Source organism: Cupriavidus sp. UGS-1, assembly GCF_021213615.1.
GTDB lineage: Bacteria > Pseudomonadota > Gammaproteobacteria > Burkholderiales > Burkholderiaceae > Cupriavidus.
In genome coordinates this window covers 18,401-36,596 of the sequence record NZ_JAJQJF010000024.1, presented here as the reverse complement: position 1 = coordinate 36,596, position 18,196 = coordinate 18,401, and the positions used below count along the sequence as shown (strand labels likewise).

The window sequence follows — 18,196 nt, the reverse complement described above, 5'->3', positions numbered from 1 at the left end:
GCGGCCATTGTAGCGAAGCGGGCGCGTCCGCCGCGCGCCGCCCCTACCGCCCTTACAGTTTCTTCATCAGCACCATCGACTTGCGCTGCCAGTTGTACAGCTTGCGCTTGTCCTCGGGCAGGTCGTCGACGCTGGCGCGCACGAAGCCGCGCTTCAGGAACCAGTGCTCGGTGCGGGTCGTCAGCACGAACAGCCGCTCCAGCCCCAGCGCGCGGGCGCGCCGCTCGATGCGCTTGAGCAGCCGTTCGCCGTCGCCGGTGCCCTGGGCTTCGGGCGACACCGTCAGGCAGGCCATCTCGGCCATGCCTTCGCGCGGATACGGGTAGAGCGCGGCGCAGCCGAACAGCACGCCGTCGTGCTCGATCACCGAGAAGTTGGCGATGTCGCGCTCGATCAGATGGCGGCCGCGCGGCACCAGCGTGCCGTCCTGTTCGAGCGGCGCGATCAGCTGCACGATCGCGCCGACGTCGTCGAGCGTCGCCTCGCGCAGGCTCTCGAGGTCGGTGTCCGACACCATCGTGCCGACGCCGTCGTGCAGGAACAGTTCCAGCAGCACCGAGCCGTCCATGTCGAACGGGATCAGGTGCGCGCGCGGCACGCCGCCCTTCAGCGCCTTGACCAGATGCTGCAGGTAGTAGGCGACGTCGGGCGGCAGATGGTTGTTCTGCAGCCGTTCGACCGCGGTGCGCAGCGACATCTCGGGCATCAGCTTGCCGACCGGGTCCAGCACGCCCGGCACCTCGGTGATGAAGATCAGCTTGTCGGCCTTCAGCGCGGTCGCGGTCGCGCTGGCGACATCTTCCATCGACAGGTTGAAGGCCTGGCCCGTGGGAGAGAAGCCCAGCGGCGACAGCAGCACGATCTTGCCGTGCTGCAGCGACATGCGTACCGAGTCGCCGTCGATCTTGCGAACGAGGCCGGTGTGCTGGTAGTCGGTGCCCTCGACGATGCCGACCGGACGCGCGGTGACGAAGTTGCCCGACACCACCGACAGCTGCGCCCCGGCCATCGGCGTATTGGGCAGGCCCTGGCTGAAGGCGGCCTCGATATCGAGGCGCAGTTCGCCGGACGCTTCCTTCGCGCATTCGAGCGCGGCGTTGTCGGTGATGCGCAGGCCGTCGACGAAGCGCGACTCGACCTGGCGCAGCGCCAGCTGTTCCTCGACCTGCGGACGCGAGCCATGGACCAGCACGATCTGCATGCCCATCGCGTGCAGCAGCGCAACGTCGTTGACCAGCGCGTTCAGCATGCCGGCCTTGACCAGCTCGCCGCCGAAGGCGATCACGAAGGTCTTGCCGCGGAAGGCGTGGATATACGGCGCGACCGCGCGCAGCCAGTCGACGAACTGCTGGCGGTCCGGTCCGGGCGCGGCGCGCTCGGGCGTGGCCGGTGCCCTCGGCACGCTCGGCACATCGGCAGGGGTGGGGGGAACGGCCACGGTCGCAGCCGGAGGATCGAGCGCGTCGGCGGCGGGGTCGGGCAGGGGATCGCCGGCGGCGTCGTTGTGCGTGCCGGCTGTCGGGGTCGTGGCGGTTCTGGCGTTCATGGCGCGGATTATAATCCCCGCCAATGTCCGAACAACGCCCCGTCCCACCCGCAGCCCCGCGCCGCAGGCCGTCCCGACCGCAGTCCGCACGCCAGTCCCAGGGCCCATCGAAGAGCCGCTCCGAGGGCTCGTCCCAGGGTCCGACCGAAGACCAGGCTGAACGCAAGCCCGAACGCAAGCCCGAACGCCGATTTGAAGGCCGGCCCGCGCGCCGCGCCGTGCTCGCCAATCCGCTGCCGCCGATCACCTTCCCCGAAGCGCTGCCCGTCTCGGCACGGCGCGACGAGATCGCGCGCGCGATCGAGCAGCACCAGGTGGTGATCGTCTCGGGCGAGACCGGCTCGGGCAAGACCACGCAGCTGCCCAAGATCTGCCTGTCGATCGGCCGCGGACCGGCGCGCGCCGATGCCGCCTGCGGCGAAGGGAACGGCGAAGGGAAGGGCGAAGGGAAGGGCGAAGGGAAGGGCGAAGGGAAGGGCGAAGACCAGGACAAGGACGGTCAGCCCCGGCGCCGCGGCGGCCTGATCGGCCATACCCAGCCGCGCCGCATCGCCGCGACCTCGACCGCCAAGCGCATCGCGCAGGAGCTGGGCTCGCCGGTGGGCGAGCACGTCGGCTACCAGGTGCGCTTCAACGACACGATGTCGCCCGGCGCGTCGATCAAGCTGATGACCGACGGCATCCTGCTGGCCGAGACGCAGACCGATCCGCTGCTGCGCGCCTACGACACGATCATCATCGACGAGGCGCACGAGCGCAGCCTGAACATCGATTTCCTGCTGGGCTACCTGAAGGAGATCCTGCCGCGCCGCCCGGACCTGAAGGTCATCATCACGTCGGCGACGATCGACGCGCAACGCTTCGCCGAGCATTTCGGCAGCGGCGGCAAGCCGGCGCCGGTGATCGAGGTCAGCGGGCGGCTGTATCCGGTCGAGGTCCGCTATCGGCCGATCGCCGACGAAGGCGGCGCGAACCAGCGGGGTGACAAGGGCGACAAGGGTGACAAGGGTGACAAGGGCGACAAGGGTGCCAGGGCCGGCGATGGCCCGGCGAAGGCGGCCCAGGCGCGCGAGCGCGACCTGTACGACGGCATCGTCGACGCGGTCGACGAGCTGAGCCGGCTCGGCCCCGGCGACGTGCTGGTGTTCCTGCCCGGCGAGCGCGAGATCCGCGAGGCCGCCGAGGCGCTGCGCAAGCACCATCCGCCGCACACCGAGATCCTGCCGCTGTTCGCGCGGCTGTCGGTGCAGGAGCAGGAGCGCGTGTTCAAGCCGTCGAACGCCCGCCGCATCGTGCTGGCCACCAACGTCGCCGAGACCTCGCTGACGGTGCCCGGCATCCGCTATGTGGTCGACACGGGCCTGGCGCGCGTCAAGCGCTATTCGTATCGCAACAAGGTCGAGCAGCTGCAGATCGAGCCGATCTCGCAGGCGGCCGCCAACCAGCGCGCCGGCCGCTGCGGCCGCGTCGCCGACGGCGTCTGCATCCGCCTGTACGACGAAGCCGATTTCGCCGCGCGCCCGCGCTTTACCGATCCCGAGATCCTGCGCTCGTCGCTGGCCGCGGTGATCCTGCGGATGAAGGCGCTGCGCCTCGGCGCGATCGAGTCGTTCCCCTTCATCGAGCCGCCGCTCGGGCGCGCGATCGCCGATGGCTACCAGCTGTTGCAGGAGCTCGGCGCGGTCGACGAGGCCAATGCGCTGACGCCGCTCGGCAAGCAACTGGCGCGCCTGCCGCTGGACCCTCGCGTGGCCCGCATGATCCTCGCCGCGCGCGACCAGCATTGCCTGCGCGAGGTGCTGATCATCGCCAGCGCGCTGTCGGTGCAGGATCCGCGCGACCGGCCGCAGGAGGCGCAGGAGGCCGCCGACCAGGCGCACCGCAAGTTCATGGACGAACGCTCGGAATTCCTCGGCTGGGTCAAGCTGTGGAAGTGGTTCGAGGACGCGGTCGCGCACAAGAAGAGCAATCGCCAGCTGCAGGACCAGTGCCGCGCCAACTTCCTGTCGCATCTGCGGCTGCGCGAATGGCGCGACGTCCATTCGCAGCTGCTGACCACGGTCGCCGAGCAGGGCTGGAAGCTCAACGACAGCGAGCCGACCTACGAGCAGGTCCACAAGGCGCTGCTGACCGGTCTGCTGGGCAATATCGGCCAGAAGCTGGACGAGGCCGACGGCCGCGGCCGCGAGTACCTTGGCGCGCGCGGCATCAAGTTCCACCTGTGGCCGGGCTCGCTGGTGGCGCGCAAGATGGGCCGCTGGCTGGTCGCCGCCGAGCTGGTCGAGACCAGCCGGCTGTTCGCGCGCACGCTGGCGCGCATCGAGCCGGACTGGCTCGAGCAGGTCGGCCGCCATCTGCTGAAGGTCAGCTGGAGCGATCCGCACTGGGAGAAGAAGGCCGGCCAGGTGCTGGCGATGGAGCGCGCCACCCTGTACGGGCTGACGGTCTACCAGCATCGGCGTGTGCACTACGGCCCGATGAATCCGCGGGAGGCGCGCGAGCTGTTCATCCGCCGCGCGCTGGTCGAAGGCGAGTTCGATACGCGGCTGCCGTTCTACGCGCACAACCAGCGGCTGGTGCGCGAGATCGAGAACCTCGAGCACAAGGCGCGCCGGCAGGACGTGCTGGTCGACGACGAGCTGATCTACGCGTTCTACGACCGCCATATCCCGGCCGACATCCATCAGCAGACGCAGTTCGAGCAGTGGTACCAGAAGGAGAGCGCGGGCGACCGCAAGCTGCTGTACCTGAACCGCGAAGAGCTGATGCGGCACGAGGCGGCCGGCATCACCACCGACCTGTTCCCGAAGACGCTGAACGTCGCCGGCGTCGACATGGGTTTGAGCTACCACTTCGAGCCCGGCAGCCACCGGGACGGCGTCACGCTGACGGTGCCGCTGTACGCGCTGAACCAGGTTCGGCCCGAGCGCGCCGACTGGCTGGTGCCCGGCATGATCAAGGAGAAGGTGCACCTGCTGCTCAAGTCGCTGCCGCAGAAGCTGCGCCGCCATTGCGTGCCGCTGCCCGACTATGCGGCGGGCTTCGTCGAGCGCCGGCCGTTCGGCGAGGGCGAGCTGATCGACGTGCTGATTGCCGATGTCCGCGAGCAGACCGGCACGATGATCCGGCGCGCGGACTTCAAGCTCGAGACGCTGCCGGCCCACCACTTCATGAACTTCAAGGTGGTCGACGAGCACGGCCGCCAGCTCGACATGGGCCGCAACCTGGCCCAGCTGCGCGCCGAACTGGGCGGGCAGGCGCAGCAGTCGTTCCAGAGCCTGGTCGCGCGCGAGGCGCCGGTCGCCGAGGCGGCGCAGTACGAAGGGCTGACCGGGTGGACCTTCGGCGAGCTGCCGGAGCTGCTGGAGATCCGCAAGGGCAACCGCACGCTGTTCGGCTACCCGGCGCTGGTCGACCGCGACACCCACTGCGACGTCGAGGTGTTCGACGACCCGCAGGAGGCCGAGCGGCTGCACCATGCCGGGCTGCGGCGGCTGTTCGCGCTGCAGCTGCGCGAGCAGGTCAAGTTCGTGCAGAAGAACATCCCCGGCCTGTCGCAGATGGCGATGCAGTACATGACGCTGGGCACGCAGGACATGCTGCGCGACCAGATCGTGACGCTGGCGCTCGAGCGCGCCTGCATGCAGGCGCCGCTGCCGCGCAACGAGGCGGAGTTCGCCGCGCGCAAGGAGGAGGGCCGCGGGCGGCTCGGCCTGCTGGCGCAGGAGATCGCCCGGCTGGCGGGCACCATCCTGGCCGAGTACGCGGCGCTGCCGCGCAAGCTGCTGCAGGCCAAGCCCTTCGCCGCCGCCCACGCCGACATGCAGGCGCAGTTGTCGCAGCTGATGGGCAAGCATTTCCTGGCCGAGACGCCGTACGACAGGCTGGTGCATTTCCCGCGCTATCTGAAGGGCATCGCGATGCGGATCGACAAGCTGAAGGGCGATCCGTCCCGGGATACCCAGCGGCAGCAGGAAATGGCGCCGCTGCTGCAGCAGTGGCAGCGCGCGGACAAGCAGCGGCGGCAGGCCAGGGGCGGCGAGGACGTGCGGCTCGAGGAATTCCGCTGGATGCTGGAGGAGCTGCGCATCGCGCTGTTCGCGCAGGAATTGCGAACGCCAGTGCCGATGTCTGTCAAGCGTCTGCAGAAGGTGTGGGAGTCGATGCAACGGTAGGGCGGGTGGCGCACGATTTTGGCGCATCCGGTCATCGAAACGGTGGGGCTCGACGTTAGAATGCGTGGGCCTTGGCGGTCGCATTATCCGGGGGCAACCGGACCCTTCGGACCGTGCCCTTCCGCCTGATCCGTTTCCTTGTTCCTACCTTTTGCCGACCGTTCCGAACGGTCCGCCAACCGTTCCGTTCGCCGTGTCTATGCCCGCCTTTCGCCGTGTCGTCGCTGCCTGTCTGACCTGGGCCTGTCTTGGCGCGGCGGCATTGCCAGCCCTGTCGGCCCATGCCGAAGTCGTCGTGGTACTTAATTCGGGTGACGCAAGCGTTACCCTGATCGACCGCGACAGCCAGAAGGTGCTGGAGACCTTTCCGGTGGGCAAGGAGCCCCATCACCTGATCGCCACGCCCGACGATCGCTCGCTGATCGTCGCCAACGCGGTCGGCAACGACCTGGTCTTCCTCGATCCGGTCAGCGGGCGGGTCCAGCAGCGCGTGCCGGACATCGACGATCCCTATCACATCGGCTTCTCGCCGGACCAGAAATGGTTCGTCGTCACCGGCAACCGGCTCGACCGCGTCGACCTGTACCGCTGGGACGGGCGCGCGCTGAAGGCGGCGAAGCAGCTGCCACTGGGCCGCACGCCCAGCCATATCGCCTTCACCGCCGACAGCCGCATCGCCTTCGTGACGCTGCAGGACTCGAACGAGGTCGCGGCGATCGACCTGCCGACGCAGACGCTGCTGTGGCGCATGGAGGCCGGTTCGGCGCCGGCCGGTATCTGGATCACGCCGGACCAGCGCTATCTGCTGGTCGGCATGACCGGCGCCGACTATGTCGCCGTGATCGACTGGCGCACGCGCGCGGTGGTCAAGCAGATCCAGACCGGCAAGGGCGCGCACAACTTCCGCGCGCTCGGCGACAAGCGCCATCTGCTGCTGACCAACCGCGTCTCCGGCACCATCAGCATCCTGGACCAGCAGACGCTGACCAAGGTCGGCGACATCACCGGCCTGCCGCCGGGACCGGACGACATGGAACTGGCCGCCGACGGCAAGACGCTGTGGGTCACCTTCCGCTGGGCCCGGTCGGTCGGCGTGATCGACGTGCCGAGCCGCAAGCTGATCAAGACCATCCGCGTCGGACGCTCGCCGCACGGCATCTATTTCCGCACGCGGGCGCCGCTGTATTAAAGGGGGGCGGCATGAAGCTCGGCCATCTGCTGCCGGTATCGATGCTGTCGGTTTTCTCCCCTCTCCCGCCCAGCGGGAGAGGGGCGGGGGAGAGGGCAAGCGGCGTGGGCTATGTCACCACCGCCGGAAACCACCCCCTCTCCCCAACCCTCTCCCCCCTGAGGGGGAGAGGGAGGACCCCATCGTCAATCGAGAAACGCCGCGCCGGACGCAGTCGCACGATTGCCGCGTTGTTGACGTCCTGCCTGACGGTCATGTCGCCCACCGCCCATGCCGCGCCCGACGACTGCCGTGCCGGCACGCTGTACCTGACCTTCGACACCGGCAGCATGAGCCAGGCGCAGCTGATTGCCGACGTGCTGCGCCGCCAGCGCGTGCGCGCGACCTTCTTCCTGGCCAACGAGCCGACCGTGCGTGGCGACCATTCGCTCGATCCGGGCTGGGCGCCGTACTGGAAGGCGCTGGCGGCCGACGGCCACGTATTCGGCTCGCACACCTTCGACCACGTGTACCTGCGCAGCACGCGCGGCGGCAAGGTCGTGATGCGGCCGCAGTTCGGCCCGAAGGCCGGCCAGGACATCGCAATGGACCAGGCCGCCTTCTGCGCCGAGCTGGACCGCAGCGCCGCCGCGCTGCAGCGCCTGGCCGGGGTCGGCATGGAGCCGCTGTGGCGCGCGCCCGGCGGCCGCACCGCGCCGCAGACGCTGGCCTGGGCGCGGCAATGCGGCTATCGCCATGTCGGCTGGGCGCAGGCGGGCTTTCTCGGCGACGAACTTGATTCGGATCGTTATCCGAACACCGCGCTGCTGACGCGGGCGCTGCGCGACCTGCGCGACGGCGATATCGCGATGGCGCACCTTGGTATCTGGTCTCGCCGCGATCCGTGGGCGCCGGCCGTGCTGGAGCCGCTGATCGAGGGGCTGCGCCGCAAGGGCTTCTGCTTCGCCACGCTGCGCGAGCATCCGGACTACCGCCAGGCCAGCCCGGCCGGCAACGGCAAAGGGGCCAACTGATGCTGCAGACACTGGACGCCTGGCTCGGCGATCTCGAGGGCGCGCTATTCCAGCACGTGGTGCTGCCGGTGGTCTACGCGCTCGGCCTCGGCGGCTATGCGGAGGACGCGTTCACCGGCACCGAATGGCTGGTGGTCGGGCTGCTGCAGCTGACCGTGATGGTCGCGCTGCTGTGGCCGCTGGAGCGGCTGCGTCCGGTCGAGCCGGTCACCGATCGCGCCGCGATCCGCACCGACATGCTGTACACGATGATCCACCGGCTCGGCCTGTTCCGGCTGGTGCTGTTCTTCACGCTCGATCCGGTCGTCGACGCGATCGAAGGGCGCCTGCACCTGGCCGGCTGGCAGCGGATCAACGTCGAGGACTGGTGGCCCGGGGTCACCAGCGAGCCGCTGGTCAGCTTCCTCGTCTATCTGCTGCTGTTCGACCTGCTCGGCTACTGGTATCACCGGCTGTCGCACACCGTGCGCTGGTGGTGGTGCCTGCATGCGGTCCATCACAGCCAGCGGCAGATGACGCTGTGGAGCGACAACCGCAACCATCTGCTCGACGACCTGCTGCGCAGCCTGGTGTTCGCGCTGACCGCGCTGGCGATCGGCGTCGAGCCGTCGCAGTTCCTGCTGCTGGTGGCACTGTCGCAGCTGATGCAGAGCCTGCAGCATGCCAACGTGCGGCTGCATTTCGGCCGCATCGGCGAGCGCCTGCTGGTATCGCCGCGCTTTCACCGCACCCATCATGCGATCGGCATCGGCCACGAGGCGCACGGACAGCCGGCGCGGCTGGGCGGCTGCAACTACGGCGTGCTGTTCCCCTGGTGGGACATGCTGTTCGGCACCGCGCGCTTCGTCGGCGACTACCAGGCCACCGGCATCCGCGACCAGCTGCCGCCGCCGGCGGGGCGTGGGCGCGACTACGGTGCGGGCCTGCTGGAACAGCAGTGGTACGGCATCAAGCGCTGGTTCCGGCGCGCCTGAGTTCGCTGCCGTGGGCGGCGCCATGCCGCGCCGACACGATGCGTTGCCGGCACGTGTGCTAGTCTGTCCCACCTGAATCGGCCCCGCCGGCCGGCCGCCGCCCCGCTGCGCGCGGCCTGCGCCATCGGCATGACGCCATCGGCATGACGCCATCGGAACCCGCGCCGATCCGTTTCGACCTTCGCATTGCATGAACGACCTCGTCCGCTCCTTCGTCCGCGCGCTGATCAGCCAGCTGCATCCGCGCATGCTGGCGCTGACCGTGATTCCCTTCGTACTGGCCACCGTGTTGTGGGGCGGCCTGCTGTACTTCACCTGGGATCCGGTGATGACCGCCGCGCGCGGCTTCCTCGAAACCTCGATCTTCACCAGCTGGATCTACGGCGCGCTCGACTGGTTCGGCCTGTCGTCGCTGCGCGCGGTGGTGGCGCCGCTGTTCGTGGTCGCGCTGACGATTCCGCTGGCGGTGGCCTCGCTGCTGCTGTTCATCGGCCTGTGGTCGGTGCCGGCGGCGGTGCGCTTTCTCGAGCGCAGCTATCCGGAGCTGGCCAAGAGCAAGGGCGGCAGCGTGCTGGGCAGCGTCTGGCATTCGCTGTCGAGCACCGGGGTGTTCCTGCTGCTGGTGCTGATCTCGCTGCCGCTGTGGCTGGTGCCGCCGTTCTTCGCGCTGGTGCCGCCGCTGCTGTGGGGCTGGCTGACCTATCGGGTGATGACCTACGACGCGCTGGCCGACCATGCCAGCGCCGACGAGCGCAAGGCCATCATGCGGCGCCACCGGATGCCGCTGCTGATCATCGGCGTGGTGGTCGGGCTGCTGGGCTCGGCGCCGACGCTGCTGTGGGTATCCTCGGCGGCGATCATCTTCCTGTTTCCGTTCGTGCTGGCCGGCGCGCTGTGGCTCTACGCGCTGATCTTCATCTTCTCGGCGCTGTGGTTCGGCCACTATTGCCTGCACGCGCTCGGCCAGCTGCGCGCCGAGCGGCAGTCGGTGGCACCGCCCCCGGCCGGGCCGGACGTCATTGAGCTGGCGCCGTCGGACGTGCGCCGCATCGAATCATCCTGAAAAGAGGGGCATCATGGGTTTCGGCCTGATCGTGATCGGCGACGAGATTCTGTCGGGACGACGCGAGGACAAGCACATGCGGCGCGCGATCGCGCTGCTGGCCGAGCGCGGACTGGCGCTGCAATGGGCCGAGTATGTCGGCGACGAACGCGAGCGCATCACCGCGACGCTGCGGCGCACGCTGGCGGGCCCCGACGTGGTGTTCTGCACCGGCGGCATCGGCGCCACGCCTGACGACCACACGCGCCAGTGCGCGGCCGCGGCGCTGGGCGTGCCGCTCGAGCTGCATCCCGAGGCGCGGGAGCTGATCGCGCAGCGGATCGCGGAAACGGCGGGCGGCGACCCGGTCAAGGCCGATCTGTCGCTGCCCGAGAACCAGCATCGCTTCAAGATGGGCGAGTTTCCGCGGGGCGCCCGCATCATCCCCAACAGCTACAACCGGATCCCGGGCTTCTCGATCGGCCACCACCACTTCATGCCGGGCTTCCCGGTAATGGCGTGGCCGATGATGGAGTGGGTGCTGGACAACGAGTATTCGCACCTGTTCCACCAGGTCCAGCATGTCGAGCGCGCTTTCCTGGTGTTCGAGGCGCCCGAATCGACGCTGACGCCGCTGATGGAGCAGGTCGAGACCGCCTTCCCGGGCGTGCGCGTGTTCAGCCTGCCGTCGGTCGGCGACGCCCAGCGCGGCGAGCTCTATGCGCGCCGGCATATCGATCTGGGCGTCAAGGGCACGCCCGCGCTGGTGGAGCCGGCCTACGCGATGCTGCGCGACGGCGTGCGCGCGATGGGATTCGAGGTAGTGGAGAACGCGGGGGCGGGCGTCAGCGCTGGGTGAACAGGCCGTAGGCTATTGCGCTGCCAGTCTCGCCGGGTTTGCTCGCCTCTCCCGCACGGCGGGAGAGGGGAGAAAACAAGCGCATGGACGACACTGTCCAGTCCTCAAGCCCCGTGCCAAGGCAGCCCGCGCACGCACCAGCCCTCGACGGTCTTGCGGTGATGGTGTTCGTCGCGAGGCCCTTCGAAGCCTTCCAGCACATCGATCGCGTAGCGGTAGCCGGCTTCGGTGGCGACCCGGGCGGCGTGCTTCGAGCGCGCCGCGCTGCGGCACAGGAACAGCACCGGCGCGTCCTGCGGCACCTTCGCCTTCAGTTCCTCGACGAAACGCGGATTCTGCGCGCCGCCCGGATACCCGGACCATTCCACATGCAGAGACTGGCGCTCCGGCACGTCCGGGCCGCCGACCCAGTCCAGCTCGGCCTGGGTGCGTACGTCGACCAGCACCGCGGCGGGATCGGCCAGCAGCAGATCGTAGGCCTGCTGCGGCGTCAGCGCGCCGTAGTAGGGCAGTTGGTCCTGTTGTTGCCGCGCGTTGGCGGCCTGCAGAAGCGCGTCTCGGGTGGTCATTGCAAGGGGCGGTTTGAATCGCGGGTTTGGATCGCGGGATTGGGTCGCGGGTTGGGATCGATACGGGCGTGACGCCGATCGCGGCCACGCCTGCTGCAAAGACCGTTATTCTACTCCGCCGGCGCGGCGCGGCCGCAGTGCGAGGCCAGCCGACAGGTCCGAAATCCGGTGCTGGCGCCAGCATGGTGCTGGTGGCACCATGACGGTGCATTCGACGGCGGCGATGCACCGGTTTGGGGTGCGCGGCTGGCCGGACGGCGCCGCGGCCGCGCAAGCGGCGCGCTGTTGCGGCGTGGCCGGCATCCGTCCCGGTCCGTGCGCCAACGCGGTGCGAGGCCGCCTTCCCGCGCCGATGCACAGATTGCGGGAACGGCCGGTCGTGGACGCGGCGCGCGCGTTACCGCCGCGCCAAATCCGTGCGGACGTTGGCATGCTTTCTGCTAACATGCTTCGTCCTTTTGAAGGCCGGTCGCCGCCGGCAGGCGGCAGCGATGCGCCCCCGGCGGCCGGCACGTGAATGGCTCCAACTGAACTCAGCCGAATTACCAGGAGATAGGCATGGCGCAGAGCGTTGCAGATGTGATGAAGCTGGTGAAGGAAAACGACGTCAAGTTCGTCGACTTCCGTTTCACCGACACCAAGGGCAAGGAGCAGCACGTGTCCGTGCCGACCTCGCACTTCGGTGACGACAAGTTCGAGAGCGGCCATGCTTTCGACGGCTCGTCCATCGCTGGCTGGAAGGGTATCGAGGCCTCGGACATGCTGCTGATGCCGGACCCGAACACCGCCCATATCGACCCGTTCTACGAAGAGCCGACGCTGGTGCTGACCTGCGACGTGGTCGAGCCGTCGGACGGCAAGGGCTACGACCGCGACCCGCGTTCGATCGCCAAGCGCGCCGAAGCCTATCTGAAGAGCACCGGCCTGGGCGACACCGCCTACTTCGGTCCGGAGCCCGAGTTCTTCATCTTCGACGGCGTGACCTGGAACGTCGACATGCAGGGCTGCTTCGTCAAGATCCATTCGGAGGAAGCGCCGTGGTCGTCGGGCCGCGAATTCGAGCACGGCAACAGCGGCCACCGTCCGGGCAAGAAGGGCGGCTACTTCCCGGTCGCCCCGATCGACACGTTCCAGGACATGCGTTCGGAAATGTGCCTGATCCTGGAATCGCTGGGCATCCCCGTCGAAGTCCACCACCATGAAGTGGCCGGCCAGGGCCAGAACGAGATCGGCACCAAGTTCAGCACGCTGGTGCAGCGCGCCGACTGGACACAGCTGCAGAAGTACGTGATCCAGAACGTCGCCCACACCTACGGCAAGACCGCGACCTTCATGCCGAAGCCTGTGGTCGGCGACAACGGCTCGGGCATGCACGTGCACCAGTCGATCTGGAAGGACGGCCAGAACCTGTTCGCGGGCAACGGCTACGCCGGCCTGTCGGAGTTCGCGCTGTACTACATCGGCGGCATCATCAAGCACGCCCGTGCGCTGAACGCGATCACCAACCCGGGTACCAACTCGTACAAGCGTCTGGTGCCGGGCTTCGAAGCCCCGGTCAAGCTGGCCTACTCTGCCCGCAACCGCTCGGCCTCGATCCGCATCCCGTACGTGGCGAACCCGAAGGGCCGCCGCATCGAGACGCGCTTCCCGGATCCGCTGATGAACCCGTACCTGGGCTTCGCCGCGCTGATGATGGCCGGCCTGGACGGCGTGCAGAACAAGATCCACCCAGGCGAAGCCGCGGACAAGAACCTGTATGACCTGCCGCCGGAAGAGGATGCCAAGATCCCGACCGTGTGCGCGAGCCTGGATCAGGCCCTCGAGTACCTCGACAAGGACCGCGAGTTCCTGACCCGTGGCGGCGTGTTCAGCAACACGATGATCGACGCCTACATCGAACTGAAGATGGAGGAAGTGACCCGCTTCCGCATGACCACCCATCCGCTCGAGTTCGAGATGTATTACTCGCTGTAAGCGCTCGCTGCCAGCACGCGCTGTAAGCACACCGTGCTTGTTGCACCAGGAAGGGGCGGCCTCGGCTGTCCCTTTTTGTTTGGCTCGCTAGAATTGGGCTTCCTCCGATCTCGATGCCTCTTGATGCGACGCCCGTCCATGACCGCGACCCTGTCTTCGTTCCGCTTGCCGCACCGCCCCGGTGCCGGATCGGCGCCGCCTGCCCGGCCCGGTGCATCGGCCGCCCTGTTGTTGGGCGTCGCCGCGGCACTCGGTTCCGCTGGCGTGTCGCCGGCAGCGGCGCAGGCCGCGCCGAACGGCTCGGAGATCTACGTCTGCAGCGGCCCGAAGGGCGTGCCCGAATACCGCAACGGCAACGGCGGCAAGGGCTGCAGGCGGCTGGACCTGCCCGAGGTGCTGACCGTGCCGGTGACCCGCCAGCCGTCACGCGGCGGTGGCGGCGGCGGTGGTGCCGGTGCGGCCCCGCCCGATGGCGCCGCCGCGGCAAACTTCCCGCGCATCGACGCGGCCACGCAGCGCCGCCGCGACGGCGAACGCCGCGCGGTGCTGGAAGAGGAGCTGCGCAGCGAACAGGCCAAGCTGGCCGCGCTGCGTGCGCAATTCAACGAGGGCCAGCCGGAGCGGCAGGGCGACGAGCGCAACTACCAGCGCTATCTGGACCGGACCGCCGCGCTGCGCGACGACATCGCGCGCAGCGAGGCCAATGCGGCCGCGCTGCGGCGCGAGCTGGCCAACCTGAAGGACTGAGGATCGATCGATGCGCCGCCTGATTCGCAGCGTTTCACGCAAGGTCGGCGGCGGCGAACGCGCGCCGGCCGACGACGACACCGGGTCGCCGGCAAGCGCCGCGCCACCGGTGGCGCCCGCGTTGGCCGCGTTGACCGGACTTGCCGGGGGGCTCGACATGATGCCGAACCCGGTGCTGCTGGTCGCGCAGCCCGGCATGCGGATCGTCTATGCGAACCCGGCGGCCGAGGCGAGCTTCGGCCTCTCGCGCAAATCGATGCTGGAGCTGTCGCTGTCGGCGCTGTTCGGCCGCGCCGACGAGCTCGACGCGATGATCGATTCGGTGCTGGCGCGCCAGGTCGACGCGCGGCGCCAGGACGTGGTCCTGCAACCGCCGCTGCGCGAGCCGATGCACGCGCACGTGGTGATCGGCGGCATCGACGCCAGCCCCGGCACCGCGCTGGTCGAGGTACTGCCCAACGAGCAGAAGGTCCGCAGTGAACGGGAGGAACGGATCCTCGACCTGACCTCGGCCAACAAGGAGCTGATCCGCAATCTGGCCCACGAGATCAAGAACCCGCTGGGCGGCATCCGCGGCGCGGCGCAGCTGCTCGAATTCGAGCTGCCCGAGCGCAGCCTGCGCGAGTACACGCAGGTCATCATCAAGGAATCGGACCGCCTGCAGACGCTGGTGGACCGGCTGCTCGAACCGCACCGGCATCCGCATATCGTGCGCGAGCTCAATATCCACGAGGTGCTCGAGCGGGTGCGCTCGGTGGTGCTGGCCGAATTCCCCAATGGCCTCGAGATCGTGCGCGACTACGACGCCAGCCTGCCCGAGCTGTCGGGCGACATCGAGCAGCTGATCCAGGCCGTGCTCAACATCGTCCATAACGCGGCGCAGGCGCTGGCCGAGCGCATCGCGCGCGGCGATGCGCAGATCGTGCTGCGCACGCGCGTCGCGCGCCAGGTCACGATCGCCAAGCGGCTGTACAAGCTGGCATTGGACTTGCATGTGATCGACAACGGTCCGGGCATTCCCGACGATATTCGCGAACGCATCTTCTACCCGCTGGTGTCGGGCAGGGATGGCGGCAGTGGGCTCGGTCTGACACTGGCGCAGACCTTCGTGCAGCAGCACGAGGGATTGATCGAATGCGAGAGCCGGCCCGGCTGTACCGATTTCCGCATCCTGCTGCCGCTGCGCTGAATCGCCCGAGATCGGCTGACGATCGATGCCTCCCCCGCCGGGCGGCGGGCTGAACAGCGCAGCGAAGGCGGACCTCCGAAACACCGAGCAGACAAGCGACGCACATGAAGCCGATCTGGATAGTCGACGACGATCAATCTATTCGCTGGGTCCTGGAAAAGGCCCTGGCCCGGGAGAGCCTGCTGTCCCGCAGCTTTACCAATGTGCGCGACGTGCTGTCGGCGCTCGAGGAAGACGAGCCCCAGGTCCTGATCTCGGACATCCGCATGCCCGGCGGTTCGGGGCTCGATCTGCTGCAGGCGATCAAGGCCCGCCATCCGGGCCTGCCGGTGATCGTGATGACCGCCTATTCGGATCTCGACAGCGCGGTCGCGGCCTTCCAGGGCGGCGCCTTCGAATACCTGGCCAAGCCCTTCGACGTCGACAAGGCCGTCGAGCTGATCCGCCGCGCGCTCGAGGAAAGCCTGCGCGAGGAGGAGATGGACGACCGCCTGCTCGACGCGCCGGAGATCCTCGGCCAGGCGCCGGCGATGCAGGACGTGTTCCGCGCGATCGGCCGGCTGTCGCAGTCGAACGTGACGGTGCTGATCACCGGCGAGTCGGGCACCGGCAAGGAGCTGGTCGCCCGCGCGCTGCACAAGCACAGCCCGCGTGCCAACGGCCCGTTCATCGCGCTCAATACCGCGGCGATTCCGAAGGACCTGCTCGAGTCCGAACTGTTCGGCCACGAGCGCGGCGCCTTCACCGGCGCGCAGACGATGCGGCGCGGCCGCTTCGAACAGGCCGAGGGCGGCACGCTGTTCCTCGACGAAATCGGCGACATGCCGTTCGACCTGCAGACGCGGCTGCTGCGCGTGCTGTCGGACGGCAACTTCTATCGGGTCGGCGGCCACAATCCGCTGCGCGCCAATGTGCGCGTGATCGCCGCCACGCACCAGAACCTTGAAACGCGCGTCAAGGAGGGACTGTTCCGCGAGGACCTGTTCCACCGCCTGAACGTGATCCGGTTGCGGCTGCCGCCGCTGCGGGAACGGCCGGAGGACATCACGCTGCTGGCGCGGCATTTCCTGCAGAAGAGCGCCAAGGAACTGGGCGTCGAACCGAAGCGGATGTCCGACGAGGCGCTGGCCTACGTCAGCACGCTGCCGTTCCCCGGCAACGTGCGGCAACTGGAAAACCTGTGCAACTGGCTGACCGTGATGGCGCCGGCGCAGACCATCGAGGTCAAGGATCTGCCGCGCGAGATGATCGGCGGCGGTGCCCCGGACGGGCAGGCCGGCATGGCCGGCTACGGCGGCGCGCGCGTGACCGAACGCGACGCGCAGGGCGGCGCCGAGGCGGCCGAGGCGGGGGCATTGGGCAACGGCATGGCTGGCGGATTGGCGGGCGGCGTGGCGGGAGGCGTGGCGGGCGGCATCGCCGGTGCGATGGCGGGCGGGTTTGCCGCCGATGGCACGGCCACGCTGTCAGCCGATGCGGAAGGCCCGGCCTACGGCGGCCGGCTGGCGCCGGGCTTCGGCGCCGCGGGCGCGCTGCCTTCGGCGCCGGCCCCCGGCTGGGAAAGCCTGCTGGCGGGCGAGGCGCGCGCAATGCTGGAAGCGGGCCAGCCCGAGGTGATGGACCTGCTGACGCGCCGCTTCGAGAAGGCGGTGCTGGAGGCCGCGCTGGGCGTCACGCGCGGCCGCCGCGTCGAGGCGGCGACCCGGCTCGGCATCGGCCGCAATACCATCACGCGCAAGCTGCAGGAGCTGGGCTTCGATTGAACGCTGCGTGGTGCTTGCCGCCACGCAAACAAAAGGCCACGGTCCCATGCCGTGGCCTTTTTGCTTGGCGGCGCTGTCGTCCCCGCGAAGGCGGGGACCCAGCGGCTTGAAAACGACGCTGGATTCCCGCCTGCGCGGGAATGACAGCGAAAGACGCGTCCGCGCTCAACCGCGGCGTTGACCCACCGTAAACACGAACTCGCCGAGCCCCTGCACGCCGCCGCGCACGGCGTCGCCCGGTTGCAGCTTGCCGACGCCGGCCGGCGTGCCGGTGAAGATCAGGTCGCCGGGGGCCAGCGCGACGCTCTGCGAGATATAGGCGATCACGTCGGCCACCGGCCAGATCATCTCGTCGAGGTCGCCCTGCTGGCGCACCTCGCCATTGACCTCGAGCCAGATGCGGCCCTGGGCCGGATGGCCGACCGCACTGGCCGGCTGCAGCGGCCCGCACGGGCCGGACGCGTCGAAGGCCTTCGCCCAGTCCCACGGCCGGCTCATCGACTTGGCGACATCCTGCAGATCGCGGCGCGTCAGGTCCACGCCGACGCCATAGCCCCACACATGATCCAGCGCGCGCTCGACGGCGATGTCGGTGCCGCCCGTGCCGATCGCGACCACCATTTCGATCTCGTGGTGCAGGTTGTCCGTCAGCGGGGGGTAGGGCACGGTGCCTTGCGCGGGCACCACCGCATCGGCCGGCTTGGTGAAGAAGAACGGCGGCTCGCGGTCCGGGTCCTTGCCCATCTCGCGCGCATGGGCGGCGTAGTTGCGCCCCACGCAGAACACGCGGCGGATCGGAAAGCGGGCGTGGCTGCCGGCAACGGCGACGCTGGCTTGTTCAACGGGCGGAATCACGAATTCGGTCATGGTGTGATGGAATTGAGAGCGAAGCGAAGGGTTGGGCGAGGGTCGTCGACAGCGGCGAGATCCGCGCGAAGCCAGGCCGATTGTACTGAGCAGGACTCGCGATATGAAACGAATGATTTTGGCGCTGAGCATCAAAAACTCCGATCGATGATTCGCCAGCGCGATCCGCCCGGACCAAAATAATTTTTTGGTTAATCGGTGCGGCAACCGCTTCTTCCGCCCGCCGCCCGTCTCCACACTTGCCGTCACGGCGCCCCGTGCCTCGATGCGTTCCCACGCAAGGCCCGAG

The 18,196-nt window shown here is 68.8% G+C and carries 13 protein-coding genes; 10 read left to right on the top strand and 3 right to left on the bottom strand.

What is annotated here, in order from left to right; translation table 11 throughout:
• Positions 1 to 52: 52 nt before the first annotated feature.
• On the bottom strand, positions 53 to 1,546 hold the full coding sequence (gene argA / locus LRR16_RS22665; protein ID WP_023263804.1) for an amino-acid N-acetyltransferase: 1,494 nt from the start codon (positions 1,544 to 1,546) through the stop codon (positions 53 to 55).
• A gap of 23 nt (positions 1,547 to 1,569) precedes the next feature.
• Between argA and hrpA the strand changes: the two genes are divergently transcribed.
• The 6 genes from hrpA (at position 1,570) to LRR16_RS22635 (ending at position 10,798) form a co-directional block, all read left to right on the top strand.
• Positions 1,570 to 5,721, top strand: coding sequence for an ATP-dependent RNA helicase HrpA (gene hrpA / locus LRR16_RS22660; RefSeq protein WP_232207175.1), 4,152 nt, complete (start codon positions 1,570 to 1,572; stop codon positions 5,719 to 5,721).
• A gap of 199 nt (positions 5,722 to 5,920) precedes the next feature.
• Positions 5,921 to 6,910, top strand: a complete 990-nt coding sequence (locus LRR16_RS22655; RefSeq protein WP_023263806.1) for a cytochrome D1 domain-containing protein — start codon at positions 5,921 to 5,923, stop codon at positions 6,908 to 6,910.
• 254 nt (positions 6,911 to 7,164) lie between these two features.
• Positions 7,165 to 7,923: a polysaccharide deacetylase family protein gene (locus LRR16_RS22650; protein ID WP_232207174.1), complete on the top strand. Its 759-nt coding sequence runs from the start codon at positions 7,165 to 7,167 to the stop codon at positions 7,921 to 7,923.
• Complete coding sequence (locus LRR16_RS22645) at positions 7,923 to 8,897, top strand: sterol desaturase family protein (protein ID WP_232207173.1); 975 nt, start codon at positions 7,923 to 7,925, stop codon at positions 8,895 to 8,897. Before LRR16_RS22650 ends, LRR16_RS22645 begins: the two co-directional genes overlap by 1 nt.
• A 190-nt stretch (positions 8,898 to 9,087) precedes the next feature.
• On the top strand, positions 9,088 to 9,960 hold the full coding sequence (locus LRR16_RS22640; protein WP_232207172.1) for an EI24 domain-containing protein: 873 nt from the start codon (positions 9,088 to 9,090) through the stop codon (positions 9,958 to 9,960).
• A gap of 13 nt (positions 9,961 to 9,973) precedes the next feature.
• On the top strand, positions 9,974 to 10,798 hold the full coding sequence (locus tag LRR16_RS22635; protein ID WP_006579614.1) for a molybdopterin-binding protein: 825 nt from the start codon (positions 9,974 to 9,976) through the stop codon (positions 10,796 to 10,798).
• A 104-nt stretch (positions 10,799 to 10,902) separates the two neighbouring features.
• On the opposite strand, the gene LRR16_RS22630 is transcribed toward LRR16_RS22635, so the two are convergent.
• Positions 10,903 to 11,367 carry a rhodanese-like domain-containing protein gene (locus LRR16_RS22630; protein ID WP_064577293.1) on the bottom strand — a complete coding sequence of 155 codons (465 nt, stop codon included), beginning with the start codon at positions 11,365 to 11,367 and terminating at the stop codon, positions 10,903 to 10,905.
• A gap of 558 nt (positions 11,368 to 11,925) precedes the next feature.
• On the opposite strand from LRR16_RS22630, the gene LRR16_RS22625 reads away from it, so the two are divergent.
• The 4 genes from LRR16_RS22625 to ntrC all read left to right on the top strand — a co-directional run bounded on the left by LRR16_RS22625 (position 11,926) and on the right by ntrC (position 17,040).
• Positions 11,926 to 13,341 (top strand): 3-hydroxylaminophenol mutase, encoded by a 1,416-nt coding sequence (locus tag LRR16_RS22625; protein WP_023264285.1) that lies wholly within the window; start codon positions 11,926 to 11,928, stop codon positions 13,339 to 13,341.
• A 138-nt stretch (positions 13,342 to 13,479) separates the two neighbouring features.
• Positions 13,480 to 14,088, top strand: a complete 609-nt coding sequence (locus tag LRR16_RS22620; protein WP_370646874.1) for a DUF4124 domain-containing protein — start codon at positions 13,480 to 13,482, stop codon at positions 14,086 to 14,088.
• Positions 14,089 to 14,098: 10 nt separating this feature from the next.
• The gene (glnL, locus tag LRR16_RS22615) at positions 14,099 to 15,277 is read left to right on the top strand and encodes a nitrogen regulation protein NR(II) (RefSeq protein ID WP_232207171.1); all 1,179 of its coding nucleotides are present in this window, start codon (positions 14,099 to 14,101) and stop codon (positions 15,275 to 15,277) included.
• A gap of 104 nt (positions 15,278 to 15,381) precedes the next feature.
• Positions 15,382 to 17,040, top strand: coding sequence for a nitrogen regulation protein NR(I) (gene ntrC, locus LRR16_RS22610; protein ID WP_232207170.1), 1,659 nt, complete (start codon positions 15,382 to 15,384; stop codon positions 17,038 to 17,040).
• 165 nt (positions 17,041 to 17,205) lie between these two features.
• On the opposite strand, the gene LRR16_RS22605 is transcribed toward ntrC, so the two are convergent.
• Positions 17,206 to 17,907, bottom strand: coding sequence for a fumarylacetoacetate hydrolase family protein (locus tag LRR16_RS22605; protein ID WP_232207169.1), 702 nt, complete (start codon positions 17,905 to 17,907; stop codon positions 17,206 to 17,208).
• Between the last annotated feature and the right edge of the window lie 289 nt (positions 17,908 to 18,196).

What these genes read in the sequence shown, in the direction of transcription:
- hrpA (WP_232207175.1), top strand. Translation starts at nt 1,570, where the DNA reads ATGTCCGAACAACGCCCCGTCCCACCCGCAGCCCCGCGCCGCAGGCCG.
- glnL (WP_232207171.1), top strand. Translation starts at nt 14,099, where the DNA reads ATGCGCCGCCTGATTCGCAGCGTTTCACGCAAGGTCGGCGGCGGCGAA.
- LRR16_RS22605 (WP_232207169.1), bottom strand. Translation starts at nt 17,907, where the DNA reads ATGACCGAATTCGTGATTCCGCCCGTTGAACAAGCCAGCGTCGCCGTT.
- LRR16_RS22640 (WP_232207172.1), top strand. Translation starts at nt 9,088, where the DNA reads ATGAACGACCTCGTCCGCTCCTTCGTCCGCGCGCTGATCAGCCAGCTG.
- LRR16_RS22620 (WP_370646874.1), top strand. Translation starts at nt 13,480, where the DNA reads ATGACCGCGACCCTGTCTTCGTTCCGCTTGCCGCACCGCCCCGGTGCC.
- argA (WP_023263804.1), bottom strand. Translation starts at nt 1,546, where the DNA reads ATGAACGCCAGAACCGCCACGACCCCGACAGCCGGCACGCACAACGAC.
- LRR16_RS22655 (WP_023263806.1), top strand. Translation starts at nt 5,921, where the DNA reads ATGCCCGCCTTTCGCCGTGTCGTCGCTGCCTGTCTGACCTGGGCCTGT.
- LRR16_RS22645 (WP_232207173.1), top strand. Translation starts at nt 7,923, where the DNA reads ATGCTGCAGACACTGGACGCCTGGCTCGGCGATCTCGAGGGCGCGCTA.
- LRR16_RS22625 (WP_023264285.1), top strand. Translation starts at nt 11,926, where the DNA reads ATGGCGCAGAGCGTTGCAGATGTGATGAAGCTGGTGAAGGAAAACGAC.
- LRR16_RS22630 (WP_064577293.1), bottom strand. Translation starts at nt 11,367, where the DNA reads ATGACCACCCGAGACGCGCTTCTGCAGGCCGCCAACGCGCGGCAACAA.
- LRR16_RS22650 (WP_232207174.1), top strand. Translation starts at nt 7,165, where the DNA reads ATGTCGCCCACCGCCCATGCCGCGCCCGACGACTGCCGTGCCGGCACG.
- ntrC (WP_232207170.1), top strand. Translation starts at nt 15,382, where the DNA reads ATGAAGCCGATCTGGATAGTCGACGACGATCAATCTATTCGCTGGGTC.
- LRR16_RS22635 (WP_006579614.1), top strand. Translation starts at nt 9,974, where the DNA reads ATGGGTTTCGGCCTGATCGTGATCGGCGACGAGATTCTGTCGGGACGA.